The sequence below is a fragment of the Agromyces sp. GQ35 genome, from assembly GCF_059758475.1.
Window position 1 is genome coordinate 41,929 of sequence record NZ_JCAXEO010000001.1, and the last position, 26,400, is coordinate 68,328.

The 26,400-nt window shown below is 69.1% G+C and carries 29 protein-coding genes and 1 tRNA gene; 13 read left to right on the forward strand and 17 right to left on the reverse strand.

Features of this window, described 5'->3' with window-relative positions:
• Positions 1–51: 51 nt before the first annotated feature.
• The 3 genes from AC6CH0_RS00205 to AC6CH0_RS00215 all read right to left on the reverse strand — a co-directional run bounded on the left by AC6CH0_RS00205 (position 52) and on the right by AC6CH0_RS00215 (position 2,668).
• The gene (locus AC6CH0_RS00205) at positions 52–549 is read right to left on the reverse strand and encodes an HNH endonuclease (protein ID WP_498097433.1); all 498 of its coding nucleotides are present in this window, start codon (positions 547–549) and stop codon (positions 52–54) included.
• Between the two features lie 360 nt (positions 550–909).
• The gene (locus tag AC6CH0_RS00210) at positions 910–1,770 is read right to left on the reverse strand and encodes a C40 family peptidase (RefSeq protein ID WP_498097435.1); all 861 of its coding nucleotides are present in this window, start codon (positions 1,768–1,770) and stop codon (positions 910–912) included.
• 205 nt (positions 1,771–1,975) lie between these two features.
• Positions 1,976–2,668: an iron-dependent transcriptional repressor DtxR gene (locus AC6CH0_RS00215; RefSeq protein WP_498097437.1), complete on the reverse strand. Its 693-nt coding sequence runs from the start codon at positions 2,666–2,668 to the stop codon at positions 1,976–1,978.
• A 70-nt stretch (positions 2,669–2,738) separates the two neighbouring features.
• Here AC6CH0_RS00215 and serC point away from each other — a divergent pair, with 70 nt between their 5' ends.
• Positions 2,739–3,854, forward strand: coding sequence for a phosphoserine transaminase (serC, locus tag AC6CH0_RS00220; protein ID WP_498097439.1), 1,116 nt, complete (start codon positions 2,739–2,741; stop codon positions 3,852–3,854).
• 4 nt (positions 3,855–3,858) lie between these two features.
• On the forward strand, positions 3,859–4,125 hold the full coding sequence (locus AC6CH0_RS00225) for a DUF2530 domain-containing protein (RefSeq protein ID WP_498097441.1): 267 nt from the start codon (positions 3,859–3,861) through the stop codon (positions 4,123–4,125).
• Here AC6CH0_RS00225 and AC6CH0_RS00230 read toward each other — a convergent pair.
• Both AC6CH0_RS00230 and AC6CH0_RS00235 read right to left on the reverse strand, forming a co-directional pair.
• Positions 4,098–4,724: a DUF3027 domain-containing protein gene (locus AC6CH0_RS00230; RefSeq protein WP_498097443.1), complete on the reverse strand. Its 627-nt coding sequence runs from the start codon at positions 4,722–4,724 to the stop codon at positions 4,098–4,100. The two genes, AC6CH0_RS00225 and AC6CH0_RS00230, sit on opposite strands and share 28 nt — an antisense overlap.
• Complete coding sequence (locus tag AC6CH0_RS00235; RefSeq protein WP_108931706.1) at positions 4,717–5,097, reverse strand: cold-shock protein; 381 nt, start codon at positions 5,095–5,097, stop codon at positions 4,717–4,719. The genes AC6CH0_RS00230 and AC6CH0_RS00235 overlap by 8 nt, the downstream gene beginning before the upstream one ends.
• A gap of 109 nt (positions 5,098–5,206) precedes the next feature.
• Here AC6CH0_RS00235 and AC6CH0_RS00240 point away from each other — a divergent pair, with 109 nt between their 5' ends.
• The 3 genes from AC6CH0_RS00240 to AC6CH0_RS00250 all read left to right on the forward strand — a co-directional run bounded on the left by AC6CH0_RS00240 (position 5,207) and on the right by AC6CH0_RS00250 (position 9,106).
• Positions 5,207–5,479: a multidrug ABC transporter ATPase gene (locus AC6CH0_RS00240; RefSeq protein WP_498097445.1), complete on the forward strand. Its 273-nt coding sequence runs from the start codon at positions 5,207–5,209 to the stop codon at positions 5,477–5,479.
• A 9-nt stretch (positions 5,480–5,488) separates the two neighbouring features.
• Positions 5,489–7,351: a helicase-associated domain-containing protein gene (locus AC6CH0_RS00245; RefSeq protein ID WP_498097447.1), complete on the forward strand. Its 1,863-nt coding sequence runs from the start codon at positions 5,489–5,491 to the stop codon at positions 7,349–7,351.
• 111 nt (positions 7,352–7,462) lie between these two features.
• On the forward strand, positions 7,463–9,106 hold the full coding sequence (locus tag AC6CH0_RS00250; RefSeq protein ID WP_498097449.1) for a DNA repair helicase XPB: 1,644 nt from the start codon (positions 7,463–7,465) through the stop codon (positions 9,104–9,106).
• Between the two features lie 110 nt (positions 9,107–9,216).
• Here AC6CH0_RS00250 and AC6CH0_RS00255 read toward each other — a convergent pair whose 3' ends face one another.
• Both AC6CH0_RS00255 and folP read right to left on the reverse strand, forming a co-directional pair.
• A complete protein-coding gene (locus tag AC6CH0_RS00255; RefSeq protein ID WP_498097451.1) occupies positions 9,217–9,939 on the reverse strand; it encodes a pyrimidine reductase family protein in 723 nt (240 codons plus the stop codon).
• A complete protein-coding gene (gene folP / locus AC6CH0_RS00260) occupies positions 9,936–10,808 on the reverse strand; it encodes a dihydropteroate synthase (RefSeq protein WP_498097453.1) in 873 nt (290 codons plus the stop codon). Before folP ends, AC6CH0_RS00255 begins: the two co-directional genes overlap by 4 nt.
• A gap of 119 nt (positions 10,809–10,927) precedes the next feature.
• Between folP and AC6CH0_RS00265 the strand changes: the two genes are divergently transcribed.
• The 3 genes from AC6CH0_RS00265 (at position 10,928) to AC6CH0_RS00275 (ending at position 13,888) form a co-directional block, all read left to right on the forward strand.
• Positions 10,928–11,620, forward strand: a complete 693-nt coding sequence (locus AC6CH0_RS00265) for a response regulator transcription factor (RefSeq protein ID WP_022894322.1) — start codon at positions 10,928–10,930, stop codon at positions 11,618–11,620.
• A gap of 31 nt (positions 11,621–11,651) precedes the next feature.
• Complete coding sequence (locus AC6CH0_RS00270) at positions 11,652–13,457, forward strand: sensor histidine kinase (protein ID WP_498097455.1); 1,806 nt, start codon at positions 11,652–11,654, stop codon at positions 13,455–13,457.
• A 140-nt stretch (positions 13,458–13,597) separates the two neighbouring features.
• A complete protein-coding gene (locus tag AC6CH0_RS00275; RefSeq protein ID WP_498097457.1) occupies positions 13,598–13,888 on the forward strand; it encodes a WXG100 family type VII secretion target in 291 nt (96 codons plus the stop codon).
• Positions 13,889–13,996: 108 nt separating this feature from the next.
• On the opposite strand, the gene groL is transcribed toward AC6CH0_RS00275, so the two are convergent.
• The 5 genes from groL to AC6CH0_RS00300 all read right to left on the reverse strand — a co-directional run bounded on the left by groL (position 13,997) and on the right by AC6CH0_RS00300 (position 18,163).
• Positions 13,997–15,616: a chaperonin GroEL gene (gene groL, locus AC6CH0_RS00280; RefSeq protein WP_498097459.1), complete on the reverse strand. Its 1,620-nt coding sequence runs from the start codon at positions 15,614–15,616 to the stop codon at positions 13,997–13,999.
• A 125-nt stretch (positions 15,617–15,741) separates the two neighbouring features.
• Positions 15,742–16,785 carry a DUF3048 domain-containing protein gene (locus tag AC6CH0_RS00285; RefSeq protein ID WP_498097461.1) on the reverse strand — a complete coding sequence of 348 codons (1,044 nt, stop codon included), beginning with the start codon at positions 16,783–16,785 and terminating at the stop codon, positions 15,742–15,744.
• An 85-nt stretch (positions 16,786–16,870) separates the two neighbouring features.
• The gene (locus AC6CH0_RS00290; RefSeq protein WP_498097463.1) at positions 16,871–17,074 is read right to left on the reverse strand and encodes a cold-shock protein; all 204 of its coding nucleotides are present in this window, start codon (positions 17,072–17,074) and stop codon (positions 16,871–16,873) included.
• Positions 17,075–17,292: 218 nt separating this feature from the next.
• The gene (locus AC6CH0_RS00295) at positions 17,293–17,838 is read right to left on the reverse strand and encodes a LytR C-terminal domain-containing protein (protein WP_498097465.1); all 546 of its coding nucleotides are present in this window, start codon (positions 17,836–17,838) and stop codon (positions 17,293–17,295) included.
• 28 nt (positions 17,839–17,866) lie between these two features.
• Positions 17,867–18,163 carry a DUF3263 domain-containing protein gene (locus tag AC6CH0_RS00300; protein WP_498097467.1) on the reverse strand — a complete coding sequence of 99 codons (297 nt, stop codon included), beginning with the start codon at positions 18,161–18,163 and terminating at the stop codon, positions 17,867–17,869.
• A gap of 246 nt (positions 18,164–18,409) precedes the next feature.
• Here AC6CH0_RS00300 and msrB point away from each other — a divergent pair, with 246 nt between their 5' ends.
• Together msrB and AC6CH0_RS00310 are read left to right on the forward strand one after the other, a co-directional pair.
• Positions 18,410–18,811, forward strand: a complete 402-nt coding sequence (gene msrB / locus AC6CH0_RS00305; RefSeq protein WP_498097469.1) for a peptide-methionine (R)-S-oxide reductase MsrB — start codon at positions 18,410–18,412, stop codon at positions 18,809–18,811.
• Complete coding sequence (locus AC6CH0_RS00310; RefSeq protein WP_498097471.1) at positions 18,812–19,369, forward strand: nitroreductase family protein; 558 nt, start codon at positions 18,812–18,814, stop codon at positions 19,367–19,369. It begins immediately after the preceding gene.
• Between the two features lie 15 nt (positions 19,370–19,384).
• Here AC6CH0_RS00310 and AC6CH0_RS00315 read toward each other — a convergent pair whose 3' ends face one another.
• Positions 19,385–20,035 carry a response regulator gene (locus AC6CH0_RS00315; RefSeq protein WP_498097473.1) on the reverse strand — a complete coding sequence of 217 codons (651 nt, stop codon included), beginning with the start codon at positions 20,033–20,035 and terminating at the stop codon, positions 19,385–19,387.
• Entirely contained in the window at positions 20,032–21,156 is a 1,125-nt protein-coding gene (locus tag AC6CH0_RS00320) for a sensor histidine kinase (protein WP_498097475.1), read from the reverse strand. Before AC6CH0_RS00320 ends, AC6CH0_RS00315 begins: the two co-directional genes overlap by 4 nt.
• A gap of 127 nt (positions 21,157–21,283) precedes the next feature.
• Here AC6CH0_RS00320 and AC6CH0_RS00325 point away from each other — a divergent pair, with 127 nt between their 5' ends.
• Together AC6CH0_RS00325 and AC6CH0_RS00330 are read left to right on the forward strand one after the other, a co-directional pair.
• Complete coding sequence (locus tag AC6CH0_RS00325) at positions 21,284–22,009, forward strand: ABC transporter ATP-binding protein (protein WP_498097477.1); 726 nt, start codon at positions 21,284–21,286, stop codon at positions 22,007–22,009.
• The gene (locus tag AC6CH0_RS00330; RefSeq protein WP_498097479.1) at positions 22,009–22,872 is read left to right on the forward strand and encodes an ABC transporter permease; all 864 of its coding nucleotides are present in this window, start codon (positions 22,009–22,011) and stop codon (positions 22,870–22,872) included. Before AC6CH0_RS00325 ends, AC6CH0_RS00330 begins: the two co-directional genes overlap by 1 nt.
• Here the strand turns inward: AC6CH0_RS00330 and AC6CH0_RS00335 are convergent.
• From AC6CH0_RS00335 to AC6CH0_RS00345, 3 genes are all read right to left on the reverse strand, one after another.
• The gene (locus AC6CH0_RS00335) at positions 22,856–23,926 is read right to left on the reverse strand and encodes a DMT family transporter (protein ID WP_498097481.1); all 1,071 of its coding nucleotides are present in this window, start codon (positions 23,924–23,926) and stop codon (positions 22,856–22,858) included. The genes AC6CH0_RS00330 and AC6CH0_RS00335 overlap by 17 nt on opposite strands.
• 1 nt (position 23,927) lies before the next feature.
• Positions 23,928–24,000 (reverse strand) — tRNA-Thr (locus AC6CH0_RS00340).
• 101 nt (positions 24,001–24,101) lie between these two features.
• Positions 24,102–24,953: a DsbA family protein gene (locus tag AC6CH0_RS00345; RefSeq protein WP_498097483.1), complete on the reverse strand. Its 852-nt coding sequence runs from the start codon at positions 24,951–24,953 to the stop codon at positions 24,102–24,104.
• A 323-nt stretch (positions 24,954–25,276) separates the two neighbouring features.
• Here AC6CH0_RS00345 and AC6CH0_RS00350 point away from each other — a divergent pair, with 323 nt between their 5' ends.
• Positions 25,277–26,377 carry an ABC transporter ATP-binding protein gene (locus AC6CH0_RS00350; RefSeq protein WP_498097485.1) on the forward strand — a complete coding sequence of 367 codons (1,101 nt, stop codon included), beginning with the start codon at positions 25,277–25,279 and terminating at the stop codon, positions 26,375–26,377.
• The last annotated feature ends 23 nt before the right edge of the window (positions 26,378–26,400 follow it).

Below are 26,400 nucleotides of genomic sequence, written 5' to 3' on the forward strand. Positions count from 1 at the left end.
GCCGGACTCGTACCACCATAGGGCACTCGCCATGCCTTTGTCACGATTCGATCAGGCCGCCGTTGCGAGGTACTCGTGCCACTGCGGCAACGGCCGCTCGAAGCCGCGCGCCACCCAATTGCGGCCGTTCGGGCGCGCAGGCGTGAAGCGGAGCTGCCAGCCCATCTCGGCGGGCGTGCGATCGCTCTTCGTGTTGTTGCAGCGCAGGCAGCAGGCGACGAGGTTCTCCCACGTGTCGCGCCCTCCGCGCGATCGCGGCAGCACGTGGTCGATGGTTGCCGCCGCGCGACCGCAGTACGCGCACTGGTGATCATCGCGGCGGAGCACTCCGCGCCGGCTCACGGGCGCCTGGCTCAGCCGTGGCGCCCGCACGTAGCGGGTCAGGAGGATCACGCTGGGCCGCTGCCACGCTCCGCTTGCGGCGCACACCGGGTTGCCCTCTTCGTGCTGGATGACGGTGGCCTTGTGATTCATGACGAGGAGCAGCGCTCGCTTGAACGAGACGATGGCGAGCGGCTCATAGCCCGCGTTGAGCACGAGTGTGCGCATGGAGTGCCTTTCGATCGGTGCTGGATGGCTTCCAGCAGCGTGAACGGATCGGCGTTCCGAGGGATCGGTGCAGGGTGGGCAGCGCCGGCAGCCGGCGGCTCGAGCTGCCCGGAGAACAGAGAACGGGCACCGTCGTGATGACAGTGCCCGTCGGGGCGTGCGCCCGGTTCGTGCTCGATTGACTACTACGCCGTTGGTCGAAGAGCGCGCGGGCATCCGTGGAATGGATGCTGCGCGACGTGACCATCGGCTTCCCCTGCCCGGTTTCTCGGATCGTCAGGATCTCAGGTTAGAACACGAATGGCGCGCCGGGAACTTCCGGCGCGCCATTCACGTGTCGTGTCACGCGATGTTCATCGATCAGATGCCGATGCGCACGATGTAGTAGTCGCTCGTCCAGATGGGCTGGACACGAACGGATGCCCCTTCGTACGGCGCGTGGAGGATCATGCCGTTTCCGGCGTAGAAGCCATCGTGACCGGGCATGATGACGAGGTCGCCGGGCTGCGCGTCGGCCTCGGAGATACGAGTGCCCATGGCGCCCTGCCCCGCCGAGGAGTGCGGCATGCCCACGCCGAACTGGGCGTAGACGTACATCACGAAGCCCGAGCAGTCGAAGCCGGCCGGGGTGGCGCCGCCGTAGACGTAGGGCGTGCCGATGTACTGCGTCGCGACGTTGTAGACGCTCGCGAGATCGAAGTTCGGGTACGGCGGGTTGGCGAGGAAGTCACCGACCGACGGGCCCGAGTAGGAGGCCGCATACGAGGTCATGGCCGACTCGGCGGCCACGCGGGCGGCCTCCGCTGCCGCAGCGGCCTCGGCTGCCGCTTGGATCTCAGCGCCGGAGACGGCGGCGTAGCCGTCTTTCGTCACCGGTGCGGCGATGACGTCGTCGGTCACCTCGACCGACTGGGCTTCGGCCTTCGTGAGCTTCGTGAGGTCGGTCTCCGCGTACTGCGGGCCGGCCGAGCCGGGAGCGAACGCATACGCGGGAATGGCGAGGGTGCCCACGATGCCGGCGGCGACCGTCATCACGAGCACGTTCGCGAGCCGGCCACGGCGCAGCCGGCGGGTCGACGGCAACGTCGACGACGCGACGCGAGCGGCCGCATCGGGCTGCGTGGAGCTGGGGGAAACGGGAGCCTTCGCGGCGATGATCGCCTTCGTAGCTGCCCCGCGGGCATGGTTCCTGGTCAGACGACGCCGGGAGAATCGAGCCAAAACGTGTACCTCCGTCGCCCCACGACATCAGATGTCACCCCACCGGATGCGCGCGATGGCGCTTACGGGTACTTGATCGAGCGGTGGGCTTGGGAGGCGTCTCGACCCTGGTCCTCCGACTGGCTTCGTGCCGGCGGACTCGAAAGAGACTACGCGACGAGTGCTCGAATGTCACATTCTGGTTACGGCGCGGCCCGAAAGCCGCTCATTCAGCGATGAAGAGATGACTCGCGACCTCGCTCGGCAGCTCGAGTCCGCCGTCGACGCCGTCGACCTCGACGAGCACGTAGCCGCCGGCGCGGCTGAACGACGCCATGGCGCCGGGCATGACCCCCGCCTGCCGCATCTGCGCGAGGAGTTCGGGGTCGAACTGCACCGGTTCGCCGAGGCGGCGAACGATGCCGCGCACCGGAGCGTCACTGGCGTCGACCGCCTCGACGACGTTGACGACTCCGGTCATGAAGGCATCACTGGCGGGGAGTCCGAGTTCTTCGAGGCCCGGGATCGGATTGCCGTAGGGCGACTCGCGTGGGCTGCCGAGGATCTCGATGAGGCGGCGTTCGACCTGCTCGCTCATCACATGCTCCCAGCGGCATGCCTCGTCGTGCACGAACTCCCACTCGAGGCCGATCACGTCGGCGAGCAGCCGTTCGGCGAGTCGGTGCTTGCGCATGACGTGCACCGCCTTCGAGCGACCGTCGGCGGTGAGTTCGAGATGCCGGTCGCCAGATACGACGACGAGTCCGTCGCGCTCCATGCGGGCCACGGTCTGCGAGACGGTGGGACCGGAGTGACCGAGCCGCTCGGAGATGCGCGCCCGCAACGGCACGATGTTCTCCTCCTCGAGATCGAGGATCGTGCGGAGATACATCTCCGTTGTGTCGATCAAGTCGGTCACGCGCCATCCTCCCGTTGTCACAGCCCGTCGTCCAGCCTACCGGGCGCCGCCCGATCGCTAGACTCGTCGCATGCCGAGCATCGTGATTCCCAGTGACCTGCTGCCCGTCGACGGACGCTTCGGCTGCGGACCCTCCAAGGTTCGCCCCGAGCAGCTCGCGCACCTCGCGGAGCTCGGCCCCGCCGTGCTCGGAACCTCGCACCGGCAGGCCCCGGTGAAGCAGCTCGTGGGCCGGGTGCGCAGCGGACTCGGCGAGCTCTTCTCCCTCCCCGACGGCTACGAGGTCGTCCTCGGCAACGGCGGTTCGACGGCGTTCTGGGATGCCGCGGCGTTCGGCCTCATCGAGCAGCGGGCGCAGCTGGCCTCATTCGGCGAGTTCGGTGCCAAGTTCGCCGCAGCCGCGGCCGCACCGTGGCTCGAAGCACCCGATGTCCGAAAGGCCGATCCGGGTTCGCGGGCCGAGCCGGCAGCGCTCGACGGCATCGACGTGTATGCGTGGCCGCAGAACGAGACGTCGACCGGCGTGATGGCCCCGGTGGCCCGCGTCGCCGGCGACGACGGCGCGCTGACCGTCATCGACGCCACGAGCGCTGCGGGCGGCATCCATGTCGACCCCACGCAGTTCGACGTCTACTACTTCGCCCCGCAGAAGAACTTCGCGTCCGACGGCGGCATCTGGTTCGCGCTGCTCTCCCCCGCGGCGATCGAGCGCGTCGAGCGCGTCGCCGCGAGCGGCCGCTACATTCCCGAGTTCCTCTCGCTGAAGAACGCGGTCGACAACTCCCGGCTCGACCAGACCCTGAACACGCCGGCGCTCGCGACGCTCCTGCTGCTCGAGAACCAGCTGGAGTGGATGAACCGGTCGGGTGGCCTCTCCTGGGCCGATGCCCGAACTCGCGAGTCATCCTCGGTGCTCTACGACTGGGCTGAGCGCACCTCGATCGCCACCCCGTTCGTCGCGAACCCCGCTCACCGCTCCCAAGTGGTCGTCACGATCGACTTCGACGAGTCGACGGATGCCGCGGCGCTCGCCTCAGTGCTCCGCGCCAACGGCATCGTCGACACCGAGCCCTACCGCAAGCTCGGCCGCAACCAGTTGCGGGTCGCGACCTTCACCGCGATCGAACCCGACGACGTCAGGGCGCTCACGGCCTCGATCGACTACGTGCTGTCGCAGATCGGCTGACCGCGTGAGGTTCTGGCTCAGCGATGATGAACGGCGCCCCGACCCGGTGCCGGCACGAGCCGATGCCCGAAAGGCCGTGCTCGCGGGCACCATCGGATGGCTCGTGGCGCTCGTCGCCTGTTTCGTCGCCCGAGAGACGCTGGAGTCGTCGGGTCTCTGGTGGTTCGCGGGCGCCGCGATCACCGGCATCGTCGTGGGCTTGATCGGCCTCGTCTCGGTGCAGGTGATCCGCAAGCGGTCGACTCAGTCGACGGAGCGTCCACGGAGCTGATCGTCGTCGGTGCCCTCATCGGCGACGTCGCCTGAGCCCGCTTCCGCGGTGTCGGCGCCCGACTGGTCGAGTGCGTCGATGTCGATGCCGTCGAACTCATCGTCACCGTGATCGTCGTGATCGTCACCGTCGAGCTCGTCGTCGTCGAGCTCATCGTCGTCGAGCTCGTCGTCGAGGCCTTCGTCGTCGGCGTCGTCGTCGTCGAGTTCGTCGTCGGACTCCGCGGGCTCACCCGCCGCGGCGGCGAGCACGTCTTGCGCCGCCCGGTAGTCGGCGAGGCGTTCCGACCAGGGCACCCAGTCGGGAGCGAGCAGGGCGGACTCCCCGGGCATGAGCTCGGTCTCGAGCACCGTCGGTGCGGCGTCGGCGTCGACCCGTGACAGCGTGACGCTCCAGCGCCACCCGGGGTAGCCGCCGAGGTCGGACGCGAAGAGCAGGGTGAGCACGTGCTCGCCCTCGACGATGTGCCCGACGACCGAACCGACGGTCTCGGGCGCGGTCACCTCGAGCAGCGCTCGCCTCGCGAGATCCACCGACGACAACAGCACCTCGTCGGGGACGACGACGGGCGTGTTCTCGGAATCGGTCGGCTCAGGCATCCAGATCGTCTGCCACCTTGCGCAGCACCGCGGCGACGGTGCGTGCCTTCGACTTCTCGGGGTAGCGACCGCGCCGCAGATCGGCGCCGATGCCGTCGAGCACCTTCACGACGTCTTCGACGATGATCGCCATGTCGTCGGCGGGCTTGCGGTTGATCTTCGTGAGGCTCACGGGCGCGTCGAGCACGCGCACCGAGAGCGCTTGCGCGCCGCGCTTGCCCTCGGCGACACCGAACTCGAGACGGCTGCCCGCACGCACGGTCGCGCCGGCGGGAAGAGCGGATGCATGGAGGAAGACCTCTTGGCCGTCATCGGAGCTGATGAAGCCGAATCCCTTCTCCTCGTCGTAGAACTTGACCTTGCCGGTGGGCATCGTGTGAACCTCGCTCATGTCTGCAGGCGCGCTGAAACGCTGCGCCATCCACCGCCCAGTCTAGGCCTCGGGGCACCCGAGAACGGGCCGCCTGGCCTATTCTGGACGTGTGAGCGATTCCGGCACCATCACCGACAATCGCGCTGAGCGCGTCCTCGCCTATATGTTCGCCGCAGTCGTCGGCTTGTCGATCATCTGCTTCTTCGCCGTGATGATCGGCACCTTCTCGGGTGTGACCCGAGAAGAGATGGGCACCGGTCTCTGGGCGGTCGTGACGATGCTGCCGTGGTTCGGGCTGCCGATCGCCTTCCTGCTGCTCATCGCGCTGCTCATCGTCAACGGCGTGCGTCGCGCCCGCTCCTCGCGAGCCGGATCGAGCTGACCGGAGACGATGCTCGAACTCGCCGCACGACTCCGCGGGCTGTCGCGAGACTCTCTCGCAGCAGCGCTGCACTCGCGCGACTTCGACCCCTCGGCCGTGCGCGACCTCTTCGATCTCGCCGAGGCGGTGCTCGCACCGGATTCGATCGATCATGCGGTGAGCCGCCTCGACCGACGGCGACTCGCCGTGCTCGTGACCGCGGTCGACCTCGCTGCCGGCGGCGACACCACGGTCGCAGCGGTGCAGGGCGCGCTGGTGCGGCACGCGGCGTCCGCCGAACTGTCCGACGCCACGGGCGAACTGCTCGACGCACTCACCGACCTCCTGCTCGTCGTGCGCGACGACGATCGCGTGCACGTGCCGAGCGGGGTCATCGCCCGCGTGGCGCCGCGGCTCGGCGACGAACTGCCGACCGCAGCCGAGCTGGCGTCACCGGCACCGCCGGTGCTCGTCGCGAGCGACCGCGTCGACCGCACCATCCTCGATCGGCGTGCCGCCGAGACGGCGTACGCAACGGTCGCGGCGACCGCAGAGGTGCTCGCGTCGCTCGGCACGCAACCCGCTCGCGAACTCGCGAAGGGAGGCCTCGCTCTGCCCGACTCGAAACGCCTCGCCGAGGCGAGCGGCACCGCCCTCGATGCGCTGCCGCGCCTCTTCCACCGGGCGGACGAGGCCGGCCTCGTGGTGCGCGAGGGCGCGTTCTGGCTGGAGTCGGAACGAGGCGCGACCTGGTCGCTGCAATCGGCAGAGGGTCGGTGGCGACGTCTCGCGGAGTGCTGGCGAGACCGCATCCCCGAAGCGCTGCGCGAGCTCGTGACCCGGCGCAGCGAGTCGCTCACCGCGAGCACGCTGCGCGACGACGTGCGCTGGTTCTACCCCGCCGGCGGACGATGGCTCGACGACGGGCTCGAACGACTCATCGACGAGGCAGAGGCGCTCGGACTCGCCGTCGCCGGCGAACCCGCTCCGACCGCGCTGCTCGTGCTGGCCGGTGACTTCGACCAGGCCGCCGCCCGGCTCGCCGCGCATTTCCCCTCGCAGGTCGAGAAGGTCTACCTGCAGCACGACCTCTCGATCGTCTCGCCCGGGCCGCTGGAACCGTCGCTCGACGCACGCCTTCGCAGCTTCGCCGATGTCGAAGGTCGCGACCTCGCCTCGACCTATCGCGTCAGCGCGGCATCCGTGAATCGGGGCCTCGCCGCCGGCGAGACCGCGGACTCGATCCTCGACTTCCTGCGGCGGCTCTCGCTCACGGGAATCCCGCAGCCGCTGGCCTATCTCGTGGGCGAAGCCGCGGCGAGGTTCGGTTCGCTTCGTGTCGCGGTCGCCGATGAAGCGGATGCCCCGGCACGATCGGCGATCCGCTCCGATGACGAGCAACTCGTGCGCACGCTCGCCGTCGACCAGTCGCTCGCCGCCGTCGGCCTGCGGCAGACCGGCCCGCACCGCCTCCTCTCCCGGTTCGCGCCCGAAGTCGTGTTCTGGGCACTCTCCGACGCCCGCTATCCCGTGGCGGCCGAAGACTCGGCCGGCAACATCATCCGGCTGCGGCGTCACCACCTCGCCCACGTTCCCGATCCCGCACCGAAGCCCGATCCGATCGAGGCGCTGCTCGATCTCGTGCTCGCCGAGGGCGAAGCGGGGGCGACCGAGCAGGCTTGGCTCGCACGACAGCTCGAGGCGGCGGCGCGCGCGAAGGAGACGCTCACGGTCACGGTGCGCATGCCGGGTGGCGATACCGCCGACTATCTCCTCGCGCCGGCGAGCGTCGCGAACGGGCGCCTGCGCGCCCGCGACCGAAAGGCCGACATCGAACGCACGCTGCCGCTGTCGGCGATCGCCGCGGTGTCGCCGGCGCCCGCCGGAGCCTGAGCGTTTCGAGCGGTCATCGGAGCGCTTCCAGCCCGCGGCAGGAGTCGGCTGCAACGTTCGGAGCGACCGGCTCGGACGCCTTCCCATCAACCGGGCGTAGACTCGACCGCTATGTCAGACGGCCCACTCATCGTGCAGAGCGACCGAACCGTCCTCCTCGAGGTCGCACACCCGCTCGCCGAAGACGCGCGCCACGACCTCGCCGTGTTCGCCGAGCTCGAACGCGCGCCCGAACACGTGCACACCTACCGCATCACGCGGCTCGGCCTCTGGAACGCGAGGGCCGCCGGCCACGACGCGGCAGACATGCTCGCGACGCTCGAGCGATATGCGAAGTTCCCGGTGCCCCAGACCGTCGCCGTCGACATGCGCGAGACGGTCGGCCGATACGGCCGCCTCGTGGTCGACCGCACCGACGACGGCGCGCTGCGCCTGCACAGCGACGATGTCGCCGTGCTCACCGAAGTGGCCTCCGCGAAGCGCATCGCACCGCTGCTCGCCGAGCGCATCGACGACCGGAGCTTCCTCGTCGCGGCGTGGGCGCGGGGCGCACTCAAGCAAGAGCTCGTGAAGCTCGGCTGGCCCGCCGAGGACCTCGCCGGCTACACGCCCGGCACTCCGCACCAGATCGACCTCGACCAGGCCGACTGGCACCTGCGCGACTACCAGCAGAAGGCCATCGACAATTTCTTCGAGGGCGGCTCGGGCGTCGTCGTGCTGCCGTGCGGCGCCGGCAAGACCCTCGTCGGTGCCGGTGCGATGGCGACCGCGAAGACCACGACGCTCATCCTCGTGACCAACACCGTCTCGGCCAGGCAGTGGCGCGACGAGCTGCTGCGGCGCACCTCGCTGACCGCCGACGAGATCGGCGAGTACTCGGGGCAGGTGAAGGAGGTCAAGCCCGTCACCATCGCGACGTACCAGATCCTCACGGCGAAGCGGAAGGGCGAGTACGCCCACCTGGCGCTCCTCGACGCCCTCGACTGGGGCCTCGTGGTGTACGACGAGGTGCACCTGCTGCCTGCGCCCGTCTTCAAGCTCACCGCCGAGTTGCAGGCCCGCCGCCGGCTCGGCCTCACCGCCACGCTCGTGCGCGAAGACGGCCGCGAAGGCGACGTCTTCAGCCTCATCGGCCCGAAACGGTTCGACGCACCGTGGAAGGAGATCGAAGCGCAGGGCTACATCTCCCCCGCGGCCTGCTACGAGGTGCGCATCGACCTGCCGCAATCCGAACGACTCAGCTACGCGGCATCCGCCGACGACGAGCGCTACCGGCTCGCTGCGACCGCGCCCGCCAAGCTCGGCGTCGTGAAAGAGCTCGTGGCCAAGCACGCCGGCGAGCGCATCCTCGTGATCGGTCAGTACCTCGACCAGATCGATGAGCTCGCACTGGCGCTCGACGCCCCGCAGCTGACGGGCGCGACACCCGTCGACGAGCGCGAACGACTGTTCCAGGAGTTCCGCGACGGGCGCACGCCGGTGCTCGTGGTGTCGAAGGTCGCGAACTTCTCGGTCGACCTTCCCGAGGCGACCGTGGCGATCCAGGTGTCGGGATCGTTCGGTTCGCGGCAGGAGGAGGCGCAGCGCCTCGGCCGGCTCCTGCGGCCGAAGGAGTCGGGCCTCAGCGCGAACTTCTACACGCTCGTCGCCCGCGACACGGTCGATCAGGACTTCGCCCAGAACCGTCAGCGCTTCCTCGCCGAGCAGGGCTACAGCTACACGATCCTCGACGCGCACTCGCTCGAAGCTGCGTGACCCGGCGCGGCGCGAAGCGACGCGCCAGGTCACGAAAGGCGGAGCAGGAGCGTGAATGGACGAAGTCGCTTCACGCGTGCTCGGCAGATTCGAGAACGTGACTCCCGCCCTCAGCCGCGCACGTACCGCAGCAGCAGCAGATCACCCGCCGGAATCGCGTGCACGAGACGCATCCGCCTCTGCAGTTCGGGAGTTCCGCGCACGATGCGGCCCGCCGTACCCGCGACCAGCAACGGGCTGAGCGAGAGGCAGAGCTCGTCCACGAGGTCCGCGTCGAGCAGCGAGCCGAACAGGTGCGGCCCGCCCTCGCAGAGCACCTGTCGCAGCCCCTGATCGGCGAAGCGGTCGAGCAGGGCGCGTGCGTCGACCTGCTGCTCGCCGACCACGACGACGTCGGCGACCCGCTCGAGCGCATCCCGCCGCGCGTCCGGAGCCGCCGCGTGCGTCACGACGATCGGGCGTGCGACCGCGTTCGTGAAGAAGGCACCGTCGGGGTCGAGTCCGAGCGAGGAGGAGACCACGGCGACCCGCGGCTGCGGCGGCAGTCCGTGGGCGACCCGCCACGCGACATCCGCTTCGCCGACGGCGAGACCGCCGTATCCCTCGGTGCGCACCGTTCCCGCGCCGACCAGTACGACGTCGGCCAGGGTGCGCAGCACCTGCATCGCGAGCCGGTCGTCGGCATCGCCCAGGCCGCCGCTGCGTCCATCGAGGGTGGCAGCGCCGTCGAGGCTCGAGACGAAGTTCATGCGCACCAGCCGCGAGCCGCGGTCGGCGGGCGCGTAGGCAGCGAGCAGCTCGTCGCGATCGAGCACGGCCTCCCCCGCGTTCATCGGTTGTGCTCCAGGAAGACCGGCTCGCGCCAGCCCTCGATGGCCTCGACCATGCGCATCGCATCGACGGTCTCGCGCACGTTGTGCACGCGCACGATGCGGGCGCCCTGCATCACGCAGTAGACGGCGGCGGCGATCGACCCCTCGATGCGCTGTTCGCGCGGACGGCCGAGGCTCTCCCCGACGAAGTCCTTGTTCGAGAGGGCGACCAGTGTCGGGTACCCGAGGCTCGTGATCTCACCGAGCCGTCGGGTCAGCTCGAGCGAATGCAGCGTGTGCTTGTTCAGGTCGTGTCCCGGGTCGACGATGATGCGATCGGATGCCACGCCTCGCGACTCAGCCAGGGCGACGCGCTCGGCGAGGAAGGCCGACACCTCGGCCACGACATCGCCGTACCGCGGCGATGGGTACGGCGTGCGCGGCTTCGCGAGGCTGTGCGTGACCACGATCGTCGCACCGGTCTCTGCGACGACGTCGGCCATCGACGGATCGTGGATGCCGGTCGTGTCGTTCACGACGTGCGCCCCCGCGGCGATGGCGGCGCGGGCGACCTCGGGGTGGAAGGTGTCGACCGAGATCACCGCACCCGATGCGGCGAGCGCCTCGACGACCGGCACGACACGGCCGATCTCTTCGGAGGGCGGGATCGGCGGGCCCGGCGCGAACTTCGCGCCGCCGACGTCGATCCAGTCGGCGCCCTGATCGATCGCATGGGTGGCCGCGTCGACCGCCGCGTCGAGCGCCTCGGTGCGGCCCCGGTCGTAGAACGAATCGGGCGTGCGATTCACGATCGCCATGACGGCGACCTCGCGAGCGAAGTCGAATTCACGCGGGCCGATCCGCCGGATCACCTGGTTGCGATTCGCCATGGTGCCGAGTCTTCCACGCTCGCTTCGAGGCGGCCAACGCGCACGGCGCGTGGACCAGAGTTGCGCGGCCCTCGAAGTATGTTCAGGAAAGTTCCAGCCAATGCGCAGAGAATTGTCACATGAGCGACGGACCACGCATTCTGATCGTCGATGACGAGCCCAACATCCGCGATCTCCTCACCACCAGCCTGCGCTTCGCCGGGTTCGCCGTGCGAGCGGTCGGCAACGGCGCGCAGACCATCTCCGCGGTGCTCGAGGAAGAGCCCGACCTCATCATCCTCGACGTGATGCTGCCCGACATGAACGGCTTCGGCGTCACCAAGCGACTGCGGTCGGCCGGCTACACCGCTCCGATCCTCTTCCTCACCGCGAAAGACGACACCGAAGACAAGATCACCGGCCTCACCGTCGGCGGCGACGACTACGTCACGAAGCCGTTCAGCCTCGACGAGATCGTCGCGCGCATCAAGGCGATCCTTCGGCGCACGATGCACGCCGAAGAAGATGCCGTGATCCGCACCGGCGAGCTCACCATGGACCAGGACACGCACGAGGTGCTCGTCGGCGACGTGCCGGTCGAGCTCTCGCCCACCGAGTTCAAGCTGTTGCGCTACCTCATGCTGAACCCGAACCGGGTGCTGTCGAAGGCGCAGATCCTCGATCACGTGTGGGAGTACGACTTCAACGGCGACGCCGGCATCGTGGAGAGCTACATCTCCTACCTGCGCCGAAAGCTCGACCAGCACTCCGCGGAGCCGCTGATCCAGACCAAGCGCGGATTCGGCTACATGCTGAAGTCCTCCAAGCCCTGACTCAGGCTTCGCCGCCTAGACTCGGCCCGCCATGAATCAGATCTCCGAGCGGTGGAACCGCATCTCGCTGCGCACCAAGATCACGGGTGTCACCGTGCTCATGCTGACGCTCGGGCTGCTGGTCTCCGGCATCGGCACCGCGGCGATGCTGCGCTCGTACGTCGAAGACCAGACGAAGGAGAAGCTCGAGGCGATCGCCTCGGGCGATCTGCGCAAGTACTTCACCGACGAGGGTGACGCGCCGAGCGACAAGACCGACCTCAACGACCTCACCTTCCGGTCCGATCTCGATGTCTTCGTCGCCGTCTACGACGAGGAGACCGGCACGTTCGAGAAGCACAATTGGCACAATCGCGAACGCTCGGAGGTACCCGAGTTCCCCGAGTACCTGACCGCCGCGCTCGTGAACGCCAAGAACGCCACCGGCTACGAGGTGTTCGCGTTGCACGACTCCGCCGGCAACCCGACCTTCCGCGCCGTCGCCGCGATCATGACCGCCGACCAGCAGGGCAACTACGCGCCGATCATCATCGCCGTCTCCTCGAAGGACACCGAGCAGTTGCTCGCGGTGTACCTCACGATCTTCCTCGGCTTCGGATTCGGCGTCGTGCTCGTCGGCGCCCTCCTGACCCGCATGCTCGTCACCACGACCTTCATGCCACTCCGCGAGGTCGAACGAACCGCGTCGGCGATCGCCGACGGCGACTTCAGCCAGCGGCTCGGCGGCGCGACGCCGAACACCGAGGTCGGGCGGCTGAACCGGTCGCTCAACACGATGCTCAACCGCATCGACCGCGCCTTCCGCGATCGCGCTCGCACGATCGACCAGATGCGACGCTTCGTCGGGGACGCCTCGCACGAGCTCCGCACCCCGCTCGTGTCGGTGCGGGGCTACGCCGAGCTGTATCGCATGGGCGCGTTGCAGTCGCCCGAAGAGGTCGGGCAGGCGATGGAACGCATCGAGAAGGAGGCCATCCGCATGGGCGGCCTGGTCGAAGACCTTCTCGCCCTCGCTCGACTCGACGAGGCGAAGCCCCTCGAACTCGCCGAGGTCGATCTGGTGCCGCTCGCCCGTGACGCCGCCCTCGACACCATGGCGGCGCACCCCGCGCGCGTGGTCACGGTGATCGCCCCCGAAGAGCTCAGCACCCCGGACACCACGGGAGCGCCGGCACCCGACCTCGAAGTCGAACTCGAGCCGGCTCCCGATCGCGCCGGCACCGTCACCGGACCGATCTCGTTCGCGGGTGCCACGCTCGCCCGGTTGCGCGGACGTCGCCCTCGCACCGAGGCCGGCGGCACCACGAGCGGCAAGAAGGCCTCCACGAAGGGCGGCTCCGGGACATCCGCCTCGAAGCGTGCCGCCCGTGCGTCGGCAGCGACGACCGCCCCGACGACCGCGAGCACCGCCGCGGTCGAGACCCAGCAGAAGCCCGTGCGACGCACGGTGGTGCTGGTCGAGGAGAACAAGATCCGTCAGGTCATCACGAACCTGATGGGCAACGCGATCCGGTTCACCGCGCCCGAGAGTCCCATCGAGATCCGCATCTCGGTCGACGACTCCACCGAGCGTGCCATGATCGAGGTCGTCGACCACGGTGAAGGCATCCCGCCGCAGATCCGCGAGAAGATCTTCCAGCGGTTCTGGCGCGCCGACACCTCGCGCACGCGGGAGACGGGCGGCTCCGGCCTCGGGCTCGCCATCGTGTCGTCGATCGTCGCAGCGCACAACGGGACCGTCGACGTCGTCGAGACACCGGGCGGTGGAGCGACGTTCCGCGTCTCACTCCCCTTGGCCGGATCGCCTGCCGCGCCGCAGCGCGTCGGCACCGACTGACGCCAGGCCGGTCCCGCCACGGCCACTCCGCCTCGACAGGCGACAGACGACGGCTGCCGCGCACAACTGCGCCGGGCTGGGTGCTTCGGTGCCCTCGGGCACTCATAGCGTGAGCAGCACACCGAACGAAAGGGGCCGAGATGGCCGTCTACCAGGTCGACGCCGAGCAGGTGTCCGCAGCGACCCAGACCGTACAGGGCACGATCGGGCGCATCCAGTCAGAGGTCGCGTCGTTGCTGGGCCAGCTCACGGGGCTGCAATCCTCGTGGTCGGGCCAGGCCTCTGCGGCGTTCCAGGGCGCCGTGGCCGACTGGCGCGCGACGCAGCTGCAGGTCGAAGAGAGCCTTTCCGGCCTCAATCGCGCGCTCGGCGTCGCCGCCGTGCAGTACTCCGATGCCGAGCAGGCGAACGCCCGGCTGTTCCTGCGCTGAGGCGCACTGCGCACTGCGCACCGCGCCCTCCGCCCAGACCGCGACGAACGGCGATGGGCGCCTCCCGTACGGGAGACGCCCATCGTTCGTGTTGCGTGAGGCTCGGACTCAGAAGTCCATGCCGCCCGTGGGGTCGCCGACCGGAGCCGGGTTCTTCTCGGGCTTGTCAGCGACGACGGCCTCGGTGGTGAGGAAGAGACCGGCGATCGACGCAGCGTTGAGCAGCGCCGAACGGGTGACCTTCACCGGGTCGTTGATGCCGGCAGCGAGCATGTCGACGTATTCGCCGGTCGCGGCGTTCAGGCCGTGGCCGATCGGGAGGTTGCGCACGCGGTCGACCACGACGCCCGGCTCGAGGCCGGCGTTGAGGGCGATCTGCTTGAGCGGCGCGTCGATGGCCACGCGCACGATGTTCGCGCCCGTCGCCTCGTCGCCCGTGAGCTCGAGCTTCTCGAACGCGGTCTTGCCGGCCTGGATGAGTGCGACGCCACCACCGGCGACGATGCCCTCTTCGACGGCGGCCTTCGCGTTGCGAACGGCGTCTTCGATGCGGTGCTTGCGCTCCTTGAGCTCGACCTCGGTCGCTGCGCCGGCCTTGATGACGGCGACGCCGCCCGCGAGCTTGGCGAGGCGCTCCTGGAGCTTCTCGCGGTCGTAGTCGGAGTCGGTGTTGTCGATCTCCTTGCGGATCTGCGACACGCGACCCGCGATGGCCTCTTCGTCGCCGGCGCCCTCGACGATGGTCGTCTCATCTTTGGTGATGATGACCTTGCGGGCCTGACCGAGCAGGTCGAGGGTGACGTTCTCGAGCTTGAGGCCGACCTCTTCGGAGATGACCTGGCCGCCGGTGAGGATCGCGATGTCCTGGAGCTGCGCCTTGCGACGGTCGCCGAAGCCGGGAGCCTTGACGGCGACCGACTTGAAGATGCCGCGGATCTTGTTGACGATCAGCGTTGCGAGTGCTTCGCCGTCGACGTCTTCCGCGATGATGAGCAGCTGCTTGCCGGTCTGGATGACCTTGTCGACGATCGGCAGGAGGTCCTTGATGTTCGAGACCTTGCCGTTGACGATCAGGATGTACGGGTCTTCGAAGACCGCTTCCTGACGATCGGGGTCGGTGACGAAGTACGCCGACAGGTAGCCCTTGTCGAAACGCATGCCCTCGGTCAGCTCGAGCTCGGTGCCGAAGGTGTTCGACTCCTCGACGGTGACGACACCCTCCTTGCCGACCTTGTCGATCGCCTCGGCGATGAGCGCACCGATCTGCTCGTCGGCGGCGGAGATCGAAGCCGTGGCTGCGATCTCTTCCTTCGTCTCGACGTCTTTGGCGTTCGCGAGAAGCTCGACCTCGACGGCCGCGACGGCCTTCTCGATGCCGCGCTTCAGCGAGATGGGGTCGGCGCCTGCGGCGACGTTGCGGAGGCCCTCGCGCACGAGTGCCTGGGCGAGCACGACCGAGGTCGTGGTGCCGTCGCCGGCGACGTCATCGGTCTTCTTGGCGACCTCCTTGACGAGCTCTGCACCGATCTTCTCGTACGGGTCGTCGAGCTCGATCTCCTTGGCGATCGACACGCCGTCGTTCGTGATCGTGGGCGCGCCCCACTTCTTCTCGAGCACGACGTTGCGGCCGCGCGGGCCGAGGGTCACCTTCACCGCGTCGGCGAGCGTGTTGAGGCCACGCTCGAGGCCGCGACGGGCCTCCTCGTTGAAAGCAATGATCTTTGCCATGTGTTTCTCTCGTCCTTTCCCGGACGTCTTCAAAGATTCGTTGGGTTAGCACTCAAAACGAGTGAGTGCTAAGACGATTCTGGCACTCGACCGTCGTGAGTGCAAGCGAGCCCGAAGCTGTCCGCTCAGGGCGTGAACGTCACCGAACCGTCGCCGGGCACGAGCTCGACCCACGTGTTGCCGGGTGCCAGGCGGAGCGGCGAGCCGTCATCGGCGGTGAGAGCGATGGGCGAAGCCGCGGCATCCTTGGCCCAGTTGCCGTGGGCGGTGCGACCCGCCACCGACACCCACGCTTCGCCTGAGCCGAGCATCACGGTCTTCGGGACATCGCCGTAGCTCTCGTCGATGTCGACCCGCAGCGTGACCACATTGACCGCGCGCACTCGCTCCCCCGAAGCTTCGAGATCGGGCGAACCCTCTTGCGACCGCAGCCAGACGGATGTCGCGCCATCCCATTCCCAGGCCGGGAACCGAGCATCGGAGAAGACGAGATCGATGCGCGACGTCGACGTCGCGGCGAGCGCCGGAGCCGCCAACGGATCAGCGGCGCCGTAGGAGAACTGCACGGGCGGCGGTGCGAGCGCGGCGTTGCGGGACACCGCGTCAGCGGCGCGGAGGATCACGTCGTGCGGACCCGGTCGCTCATCCGCCCGTGAGAAGAGATCGGAGTCGTCGAAGTCGAAGACGAGGTTCACCAACGGCGTCGCCATCATCATCTCCACGAAGAGCTCCTGGCCGCCCGAATACGCGATGATGCCGCCGAACGGCGATGCGATGTCGGGATCCATCGGGCGGATCGATCGCACGGGACCGATCTCGTCGGGCACATCCGAGTGCCAGATCGCGACGTATCGCGTGAGTCCCCCCTCGACGAGCTCCTCGAAGACGACGTCGGTGCGATTGAGGGCGATCTGCGGGCGCGCCTCGTCGTGATTGTCGATCTTCGCTGCGAGCGAGGGGTGGGCGAGCGCGGCGGCATCTGCACGCGTGCCGCGCAGCGGCGCGAACGACACCGACACCGGCGGGGAATCGGCCGCGAGGCGGGCGAGCGCGCCTTCATCGGCCGGAGGGACACTCGGCGACTGACACGCCGTGAGTACGACCGCCGCCGCGAGTGTGCAGAGCATCGCGCCTCGCCGACGCGAGGCCTGCCGGACTCGCAGCGCCATGCCGCCAGCGTAGCCGCGGGGGCCTCGGAACCAGGAGGACGCGCCGCCGGAATCGGCGACGCGCTCGGATCAGGTCGCAGCCGGTTCAGGCCGGACGAACCGCCTCCGCCTGCGGCCCCTTCGACCCCGTACCGACCTCGAAGACGACCTGCTGGCCCTCTTCGAGCACCTTGTACCCCGACATGTCGATCGCCGAGTAGTGCACGAAGACGTCTTGACCGTCTTCGGCGACGGTGATGAATCCGTAGCCCTTTTCAGCGTTGAACCACTTGACGGTTCCGTTCGCCATGCGTTGCTCCCGTGTTGCTGTGTAGGTGTCGATCAGCACGTGCCTGTCGCCTGTACCGGGCCGACCCGCTCGTGCCGAACCCACGCCAGGGACGACGTGTTCGCACCGCGGGAGCGACCGAATCCAGATACTCACGACGGGCCGCCTGCGCACAAGTGTCCGGTGCATGGTGCAGGTATCGGAATCGCAACGATTCACCCGCGACGCGGACGGAGGGATCAGCCCGCGGTCGCGTCCGCGTAGTCGGCGCCGAGCACCACGACCAGCTGGTTGCCGGTGGCGGCGAACTGCTCGGACATCCGCACGTCGGCCTCCGGCAGGAACTGGGCGACGCCGCGAGCGGCACCCTCGAGCTCGGGCGTCGCGTAGTAGACGACCGTTTCGGTCAGGGTGTCGTTGTCCGCATTCGCAGTGGAGCCGACGGGGACTCCGTTGGCCGTGAGGGTCTCGCCGGCGCGTGCCGCGAGTCCTGCGGTCGCCGTGCCGTTCAAGACGAGTACTGGGATGTCGGGGGCGATCACCGGCTCGGCGGTGGCGACCGGCGTCGAGCTCGGCGTCGCGGCGGGAGGGTTGCCGAAGTTCAAGCGATCGTTGAACAGCATCACGCCGGCGATGCCCGCCACGACCAGCACGACGGTCGCGACGGCCGCCCAGGCGAACGCGATCCATGCGGCACCCCGGCGCGCGGGCGCCCGGTGCGCACCGACCCGGTCGATGCCATGCGGGATCGAGTCGAAACGATCGCGGGGGAACTTCTGCGCCATGGGTCCAGTCGTCGTGTCGGGGCCGCGCTCAGTCGAGCGGTCGGCCGATCGAGAGCGAACGCCGCGATCGCGCCGCCGCACGCGCCGCACGCATCCGCTGCAGTCGCTTGACGAGCATGGGATCGTGGCGGAGCGCCGCGGGCGAATCGATGAGCTCGCCGAGGATCCGATAGTAGCGGGCGGCCGAGATGCCGAACTCGTCGCGGATCGCCTCGGCCTTCGCGCCGGGGTGCTGCCAGGCGCGTGATTCGAAGGCGAGCACGCGCACGTCGCGTTCTTCGAGTGCCGATTCCGACGGGTGATGCGGCACGCGTTCGGCGCCCATACGACCTCCCGTCACGGCGGGCCGGATGCGCCGCCTGCACGTCATCCTAGACACGCTCGCCCGTGCAGGGGCCGAGTGACGGCGGCGTGTACCCGGTGGACTCGGCTGCAGCGTGCGCCGCTGCCGCAGGAGCGAGCGGCGGCCGGAACAATCGGAACCCGCTCGGACGTTGCACTCGATGCCGGAACTCGCCGGGAGACCTGCGACCATGGGATGGCACCGATGCGAGCACTGGGAGGACCGCTGATGGCGTACGACGTGGAGAAGACCGAAGAGCAATGGCGCGCCGAGCTCGGCGACGAGCAGTACTCCGTGCTGCGCGAGGCGGCGACCGAGCGGCCGTGGACCGGCGAGCTCCTCGACGAGGACCGCGCGGGCGTGTACGCCTGTGCGGCGTGTGGAGCCGAACTCTTCCAGAGCGGCACGAAGTTCGACTCGGGCTGCGGCTGGCCGAGCTTCTACGAGTCGGTGCGACCCGAGGCGGTCGAGCTCATCGAGGACTCCTCGCTCGGCATGGTGCGCACCGAAGTGCGCTGCGCGAGCTGCGGCTCGCATCTCGGACACGTCTTCCCCGACGGCTTCGGCACGCCGACCGGCGACCGATACTGCATGAACTCCCTCGCCCTCGACTTCTCAGCCGAGTCCTGAGTGGCACGGTCCGCACGCGAGGCGATGCTCGCCAGACGGTCGGCGCCCAAGGTGACGGATGCCGCGCCTGACGACGACCAACTGGTGACGCTGCTCGAAGCGGCGGGCCGGGTCGCCGATCATGGCGCACTCCGGCCGTGGCGCGTCATCGCGTTGCGTGGTTCCGCGCGCGATCGACTGGGACGTGCGATCGCGTCGGCCGCAGGTGCCGAGGGCGACGCCGTCGCCAAGCTCGCCGCGAAGCCGTTGCGAGCACCGCTCCTGCTGGCGATGGTCGTCGTCACGACTCCGGGGCACCCGAAGGTGCCCGAGTGGGAGCAGGAAGCGTCAGCCGCCGGTGTCGCCCACCTGCTCAGCCTGCTGCTCGATGAGGCGGGGTGGGGCGTGATGTGGCGCACGGGCCCGCACGCGCGGCATCCACTCGTCGCGGACATGCTCGGCCTCGCGCCCAACGAGCGCATGCTCGGGTGGCTGTACGTCGGTGGTGTGCCCGCGGGCCACCGCGGTGCACCCCGCGCCGACCGCATCGCCGCCGCTCGACTGACGACGCTCGACTGACGTCGACCGGCCCGCTCAGGCGTCGTCGAGCAGGCCGAGATCCAGCGCGCGCAGTACCGCTCGCGTGCGGTCGCGCACCCCGAGCTTCATGAACACGCTCGAGAGATGGTTCTTGACCGTGCCGGACGCGAGGTGGAGGGCGGACGCGATCTCCGCATTGGAGTAGCCGGTGGCGGCCAACTGCAACACGTCGGTCTCACGCGCCGTCAGGGGCTCGGGCCGTTCGAAGCCGCCTACCCCGGCCGGCCGGGCGGTGACGGCCCGGAAGAGCCGATCGGTCAGTCCCGGTTGGAGCAGGGTGCCGCCCGCCGCGAGCGTACGGATGGCGCTCACCAGATGTTCGAGGGTCACGTCCTTCAGGAGGTAGCCCGTCGCGCCGGCCCGCAGGGCCCGCAGCACCAGATCGTCGTCGTCGAACGTGGTGAGCACGAGCACAGGTACGGTCGAGCCGCGCACAGCGAGGGCCTCGAGCGTGGCGATGCCGTCTCGGCGCGGCATCCGGAGGTCGAGGAGCAGGACGTCGGGCTCGCTCGTCGCGACCAGTTCGAGCGCGGCATCGCCGTCTTCACCCTCACCCACCACCTCGATCTCATCGCTGAGCGCGAGCAGGCTGCGAATGCCCTGGCGCACCAGGGTCTGGTCGTCGACCAGCGCCACGCGCGTCATCGCGCCGGCACCCGCGCCGTGACGCCGAAGCCCTGTCCGGGAGCGGACTCGAGCAGCAGCTCGCCACCGAGCGCCTCGATCCGCTCACCCATCCCGGTGAGGCCGTTGCCGCGCTCGAGGTGGCGCACCCCGATGCCGTTGTCACGGGCGTGCATCTCGAGGCCGAGATCGTCTGAGACGACCGTCACCTCGAGGCGGGTCGCGTGCGCGTGGCGCACCGCGTTGGTCGCGATCTCCTGCACCGACCGCACGACCGCGATCGTCCGCGCCTCGTCGAGCGGGGTGCGTTCGTCGACCGAGAGGTCGACGTCGAGTCCGGGTAGCCGCTCCAGCACGGCGCGCAACGTTGGCTCCAGGTGGGTACGTGCATCGCGAAGCTCACCGATCGTGGAGCGGACGTCGGTGAGCAGGTCCTTCGCGATGCCGCGCGCCCTGGTGACGTGCTCGCGGCCTTCACCGGCCGTGCGGTGCACGGCGACCTCGAGCTCGAGCGCGAGTGCCGTCAGCTGATGCCCGATGACGTCGTGCAGGTCGCGGGCGATCCGCAGTCGCTCGGCATCTCGGCTCGACGTGGCGAGCAACGCCGTGGCCGCCCGGAGATCTGCGTGAGCGGCCGCGAGCTCCGCTCGCGCCGCCGCCTCACGCCGGGTACCGGCGATCACGAGTGCAGCGAACACCTGGAACGAGAGGTACGCCAACGTGGAGAAGACGACCTCCGCGACGACCCACCCGGCCCTCGCACCGCCGACCGCGATCACGATGCTCTGGAGCACGATGAGTACCGCGACGGTTCGCGGTCCGAGCCCGAATGACGCCACGGCGGTGGTGATCACGCAGAGCAGTGCCGACCATCCGATCCCCGGCGCGACGAGCCACAGCGTCGACCCCGTGACGAGCAACAGCCCGACCGTCACGGCGAAGGGCCATGGCGGGCGGATTCGGAGGAAACCGGCGTCGAAGACCATGACCGCGAGGTAGACGAGGTAGGCAGACCACCAGATCGCGACACTCGCCGGATCCGCGTGAACGCCCCACACGACCAGGAGCGCGGAGACGCCGACGACGAGGGTGGCGGCGAGGCCCGCCACGGCGCTCAGGAGCTCGTCCGCCTTGATCGCCATACCCGAATGCTACGAGACACGGTCGGATTCGGGACCTGCCATTGGTCATGGGTCGAAGGAGTGCCGACCGGCACGTCCGCGCATGGACCGTGCTCCGTAGCGTCGTCGTCGACGTGAGGAGTCGATCATGACCGTGCTCGAGATGCACGAGGTACGCAAGGAATACGACGGGACTCGAGCCTTGGACGGGCTCGACCTGGTGATCGATCGCGGCGAGATCGTCGCGGTGCTCGGGCCGAACGGAGCCGGCAAGACGACGGCGTTCGAGGTCCTCCTCGGACTCGTCCGCCCGACGTCGGGAACGGTGGAGGTGCTCGGCGAGCCGCCCGGCCGGCACGTGCGCCGTCGTGTCGGCGCGATGCTGCAGTCCGCCGGGCTGCCGGAGCAGACGACCGTCCGAGAGCTCGTCCGGCTGATCGGGCGCAGCTACCCGCAGTCGCTCGCCGTCGACGACGTGCTTGCGCGCACGGCACTGACGAAGCGAGCGGGACGCACCGTGACCACGCTGTCAGGCGGGGAACGCCAACGCCTCCTCCTCGCCCTCGCGCTCGTGGGCGCGCCCGAGCTGCTGCTGCTCGACGAACCCACGGCTGCCATGGACGTCGCGTCCCGGCGCGCGTTCTGGGAGCAGGCGCGCGCCAGCGTGCAGCACGGCGCCACCGTGCTCTTCGCCACGCACGATCTCGCCGAGGCATCCGCCGTCGCCGATCGCGTGCTGGTGATCTCGCAGGGTCGCGTGGTCGCCGACGCCACGGCCGACGAGCTGACGAACCACGGCGACGAAGATCTCGAGGAGGTCTTCCTCGCGCTGACCGCGGAGCGATCCTCCGCCCTCCAGGAAGAAGACGACTGATGAGCACTCGCGATACCTCGACTCCCCCGTCCCGCCCCACGGATGCCGGAACGGACAAGCCGCGGCGGAACGGCGGAGCAGCGGGCCTCGTCATCCTCACCGCCGCGACGGAGTTTCGCACCCGCCTGCGAACCCCCGATTTCGCCATCGGCGCGATCGCCGTCCCGGTGCTGCTGTACGCCATGTTCGGGCTGCCCAACGCATCGAACACCCTGCCGGGCGGCACGAGCGTCGGACTCGCGATGGCGGTCTCCATCGGCGCGTACGGCGTGGTGTCGCTGGCGATCTTCACATTCGGTGAAGACGTCGCGAAGGAGCGCGGTCGTGGCTGGTTCCGCACGCTCGGTGCCACGCCGTTCCCCACATGGGTCCACCTCGCCGGCAAGATTGCGAACGCCCTGGTACTCGGCGCGCTGGTCGTCGCCGGCATCGCGCTTCTCGCGGCCACGGTGGGCGGGGTCGAGTTGCCGACCGACGCCTGGCTCCGACTCGGCGTCACCATGCTCGCCGGCGTCCTGGCGTTCAGCACGTTGGGGTTCGCGATCGCGTTCCTGGCGCGGCCGAGGACGGCCGCCGTGATCGCCAACCTGGTGTTCCTACCGCTGGCCTTCGCCTCGGGCTTCTTCGTGCCGCTCGGCGAGCTTCCGCAGGTACTCCGAGACGTCGCCCAGTTCCTGCCGACCTTCCACTTCGGCCAGCTCGCCTACGGTGTGGTCATGCCCAGTGCGGACATCGAGTACTGGTCGGGGGCCGAGCCGCAGCCGGTGTGGCTGCATCTGGCGTGGGTGATCGGCTCGTCCGTCGTCCTCGGAAGTGCTGCCCTGCTCGGTGCACGGCGGGAAGCGGTCACTCGACGCGGTTGATCGATGGCCCATCGGCCGGGGACGGATCTGCGAGCACCGCCGCGTGCTTGCGGCGGCTCCAGCGGATCGACGCGACTGCGACGGCGACGAGGGCGAGCGCTGTGCCGCCGATCGTCGCGATGTCGACCGGGCGATCGGCCGTCGGAAGGAGCAGGTCGAGCGCGAGGGCGGCCACGAGCTGACCGGCGACCCCGCAGAGCGCCAGGAGCAGCACGCCGAGCGAGCGCACGAGCATCGCCTGCCCGGCGATGAAGATGCAGCCCAGCGCGCCGCCGACGTACAACCAGGGCTCGGTCGGCAGTGCCGCCGGCCACCCCGCGGCTGCCGCGTGCACCAGCATGACCACGACGAGCACGACCGTGCCCACGGCGAAGTTGATGACGGTCGCCGTGAGCGCGCTGCCCGCGACCGCCTTCACTCGCCCGTTCACAGCCTGCTGCCACGCAGCTCCGAGGCCGGCGATGAAGGGCAGCACCATGAGCAGAACCGGCACGTCGTGGGCGATCTGCGCCGAGACCGCCCAGCCGATCGCGGCGAGCGCCAGCAGCGCCCCGACCACGCGGGTCACGTTGAGCGGCCGCCGACCGCCCGGACCGAGCCCGACGAGATCGAACACGATGCCGCCGACGGTCTGCCCCGCGACGATGGCGATCGTGAAGAGGGCGACCCCGATGACGCCCGCCGAGAGTCCCTGGGTCGTGACGAACCACGCGCCAGCGATTCCGCCGAGCACCATCCACCAGGCGAGTTCCCGGCCCCTGAGCGCGCGCGCGACCCGCGCCAGGCCGGCACGTCCGGGACGCCAGAGGCAGAGCGATGCGAGCAGGATCACGAGTCCGCTTCCGAACGAGATCGCGGCTGCCGTGAACGGGTCTTCGAGTGACGCGGCGAGCTGCCCGTTCACTCGCGACTGCAGGGCTGTGCCCGCCCCGAGCACGAGCGCCAGGACGAGCGCGATCCAGGTCGGGACTCGCGGCCGCTCGACGTGCGCGTGGTGATGGGACAGCGGTTCGCTCCGCGCGCGCTGGCGCGTGTCGACTGGATGGTGATTCAAGAGCCGGCTGCGGGACTCGAACCCGCAACCCCCGCTTTACAAGAGCGGTGCGCTACCAATTGCGCCAAGCCGGCGAGGGCGTTGCCTCTCCGACATCCTACCGATCCGGAAGACGACGAATGTGAACGCACGAAGGCCCGGCGCACGGCCGGGCCTTCGTGGGAAACGCGTAACGTCAGGACGCCGGCGTCGGTGTGGGAGTCGGCGTCGAGGTCGACTCGGAGAAGGTCTCCCCGGTCGCCTGCAGCACGAACGACTGGAACTCCGCCGGGTCGGTCAGCGAACCCTCGTACTGCTTGCCGTTCACGAGCACCGTCGGCGTGCCCTTGATCGACTCGAGGTCGGAGTTCGGCACCGCCTCGGTCAGGGCGCGCGTCGTCGAATCCTGCACCCACTTCTTGAACTGGGTGTCGTCGATGCACTTCTCGATCGTCGAGAGCGAGCTGACCCCCGCCTCCTTCGCGAGCGCCTTGATCTGGGCGTTGTCGAGACCCGGCGAGGTCTCTTCCGGCTGGTTCTCGAAGAGCAATGCGTTGAAGTCGAAGAACGAATCAGGCGAGTTGTCAGCCACGCACGCTGCGGCGTTCGCGGCGCGGAGCGAGTACTGGGTGCCCGCCGACTTGTTCGTCAGCAGCGCGATCGGGTGCACCTCGAGGGTCGCGGCACCGGACTCGACCATGGTTCGGATCGACTCGGAGTTCGTCTGTTCGAATTGGCCGCAGAACGGGCAGAGGTAATCGATGTACGTGACGATGTTCGCGACGGTGCCGCTGTCGTCGGGCACTGTCGGAGTCGCGGTGGCGCCTGCGGCGAGCGCCGGCGTCTCGGTCGCGGTGATGACCCCGTCGACACCGGTGAGCAGGATGCCGTCGCTCGCCATGTTGGCCGGACCGGGTCCTGCCGGCTTGACGCTGTTGAAGATCATGGTGCCGATGAGCGCCGCGATCGCGAGCACCGCGACGATGACGCCGCCTTGGATGAGCACCTTGTTGCGTCGCTCTCGCTTCTTCTGCTCCTCGCGGAGCACCCGAGCCTTCTCTCGCGCTGCGTCGCGCTGCTCGTTACGGGTGGGGCGTGGCTGATTCGATCCGCCATTGCTCATCGATGGTCACTCCGGTCGCTGTGGGGGCGCGCGCGTATACGTGCGAACGCAAACACGATAGTAGGGATGATGGCTGGGAATCACCCAAACGAGACCTGCGTGCGCGCCGACCGGGGGCTGGGGGCGGGGCAGGCGCTCGTGCTCCGACCGGGTGCGCGCATGCGATACTGAGTGGGCGTCACCGTCGACGCAAGTCCATCACTACGGATCGTCCGGCACGTACCTGCCGGTGAAGGAGAAGCAGAATCATGGCGTCAGTCACGTTCGACAAGGCCACCCGCCTCTATCCCGGAGGCACCCGTCCGGCCGTCGACCAGCTCGACCTCGAAGTCGCAGACGGCGAGTTCCTCGTCCTCGTCGGCCCCTCGGGTTGCGGCAAGTCCACCTCGCTCCGCATGCTCGCCGGCCTCGAAGAGGTCAACGAGGGCAACATCTTCATCGGAGACCGCAACGTCACCGATGTGCCGCCGAAAGACCGCGACATCGCGATGGTCTTCCAGAACTACGCGCTCTACCCGCACATGACCGTCGCCGAGAACATGGGCTTCGCGCTGAAGATCGCCGGCATCGGCAAAGACGAGCGCGCCGCTCGGGTGCTCGAGGCAGCGAAGCTGCTCGACCTCGAGCCCTACCTCGCCCGCAAGCCGAAGGCGCTCTCGGGCGGTCAGCGTCAGCGCGTCGCCATGGGCCGCGCCATCGTGCGTCAGCCGCAGGTGTTCCTCATGGACGAGCCGCTGTCGAACCTCGACGCGAAGCTCCGCGTGCAGACCCGTACGCAGATCGCCTCCCTCCAGCGTCGTCTCGGGGTCACGACCGTCTACGTCACGCACGACCAGACCGAGGCGCTCACCATGGGTGACCGCATCGCCGTGCTGAAAGACGGAGTCCTGCAGCAGGTCGGTACCCCGCGCGACCTCTACGAGGCACCGAAGAACGTGTTCGTCGCCGGCTTCATCGGCTCGCCCGCGATGAACCTGTTCCACGCCGAGCTCGTCGACGACGGCGTCAAGTTCGGCACCGCCACCGTGCCGGTCGACCGCGAGACACTCGCCCAATCGAGCAGCAAGGTCGCCACGATCGGTGTGCGTCCCGAAGACATCACCGTCTCCCCGGTCGAGGGCCAGGGCCTCGCGGTCGAGGTCGACCTCGTCGAGGAGCTCGGCGCCGACGGCTACCTCTACGGCCACTCCGTTGTCGAAGGCAAGCGCACCGACATCGTCGCTCGCGTCGACGGACGCCTGCACCCCAGCGCCGGCGACAAGGTGTACCTCACGGCCACGCCGCACCACGTGCACCTCTTCGACGCAGAGTCGGGCGACCGCCTCAGCGGCAAGGTCGCGGTGAGCTGACCCGTAACGTCGCCGGCGATGCC

Coding starts and splice junctions, on each gene's coding strand:
- AC6CH0_RS00205 (WP_498097433.1), bottom strand. CDS start 549: ATGCGCACACTCGTGCTCAACGCGGGCTATGAGCCGCTCGCCATCGTC.
- serC (WP_498097439.1), top strand. CDS start 2,739: ATGCCGAGCATCGTGATTCCCAGTGACCTGCTGCCCGTCGACGGACGC.
- AC6CH0_RS00230 (WP_498097443.1), bottom strand. CDS start 4,724: ATGCCTGAGCCGACCGATTCCGAGAACACGCCCGTCGTCGTCCCCGAC.
- AC6CH0_RS00235 (WP_108931706.1), bottom strand. CDS start 5,097: ATGCCCACCGGCAAGGTCAAGTTCTACGACGAGGAGAAGGGATTCGGC.
- AC6CH0_RS00245 (WP_498097447.1), top strand. CDS start 5,489: ATGCTCGAACTCGCCGCACGACTCCGCGGGCTGTCGCGAGACTCTCTC.
- AC6CH0_RS00250 (WP_498097449.1), top strand. CDS start 7,463: ATGTCAGACGGCCCACTCATCGTGCAGAGCGACCGAACCGTCCTCCTC.
- AC6CH0_RS00255 (WP_498097451.1), bottom strand. CDS start 9,939: ATGAACGCGGGGGAGGCCGTGCTCGATCGCGACGAGCTGCTCGCTGCC.
- folP (WP_498097453.1), bottom strand. CDS start 10,808: ATGGCGAATCGCAACCAGGTGATCCGGCGGATCGGCCCGCGTGAATTC.
- AC6CH0_RS00265 (WP_022894322.1), top strand. CDS start 10,928: ATGAGCGACGGACCACGCATTCTGATCGTCGATGACGAGCCCAACATC.
- AC6CH0_RS00270 (WP_498097455.1), top strand. CDS start 11,652: ATGAATCAGATCTCCGAGCGGTGGAACCGCATCTCGCTGCGCACCAAG.
- AC6CH0_RS00275 (WP_498097457.1), top strand. CDS start 13,598: ATGGCCGTCTACCAGGTCGACGCCGAGCAGGTGTCCGCAGCGACCCAG.
- groL (WP_498097459.1), bottom strand. CDS start 15,616: ATGGCAAAGATCATTGCTTTCAACGAGGAGGCCCGTCGCGGCCTCGAG.
- AC6CH0_RS00285 (WP_498097461.1), bottom strand. CDS start 16,785: ATGGCGCTGCGAGTCCGGCAGGCCTCGCGTCGGCGAGGCGCGATGCTC.
- AC6CH0_RS00290 (WP_498097463.1), bottom strand. CDS start 17,074: ATGGCGAACGGAACCGTCAAGTGGTTCAACGCTGAAAAGGGCTACGGA.
- AC6CH0_RS00295 (WP_498097465.1), bottom strand. CDS start 17,838: ATGGCGCAGAAGTTCCCCCGCGATCGTTTCGACTCGATCCCGCATGGC.
- AC6CH0_RS00300 (WP_498097467.1), bottom strand. CDS start 18,163: ATGGGCGCCGAACGCGTGCCGCATCACCCGTCGGAATCGGCACTCGAA.
- msrB (WP_498097469.1), top strand. CDS start 18,410: ATGGCGTACGACGTGGAGAAGACCGAAGAGCAATGGCGCGCCGAGCTC.
- AC6CH0_RS00315 (WP_498097473.1), bottom strand. CDS start 20,035: ATGACGCGCGTGGCGCTGGTCGACGACCAGACCCTGGTGCGCCAGGGC.
- AC6CH0_RS00320 (WP_498097475.1), bottom strand. CDS start 21,156: ATGGCGATCAAGGCGGACGAGCTCCTGAGCGCCGTGGCGGGCCTCGCC.
- AC6CH0_RS00325 (WP_498097477.1), top strand. CDS start 21,284: ATGACCGTGCTCGAGATGCACGAGGTACGCAAGGAATACGACGGGACT.
- AC6CH0_RS00330 (WP_498097479.1), top strand. CDS start 22,009: ATGAGCACTCGCGATACCTCGACTCCCCCGTCCCGCCCCACGGATGCC.
- AC6CH0_RS00350 (WP_498097485.1), top strand. CDS start 25,277: ATGGCGTCAGTCACGTTCGACAAGGCCACCCGCCTCTATCCCGGAGGC.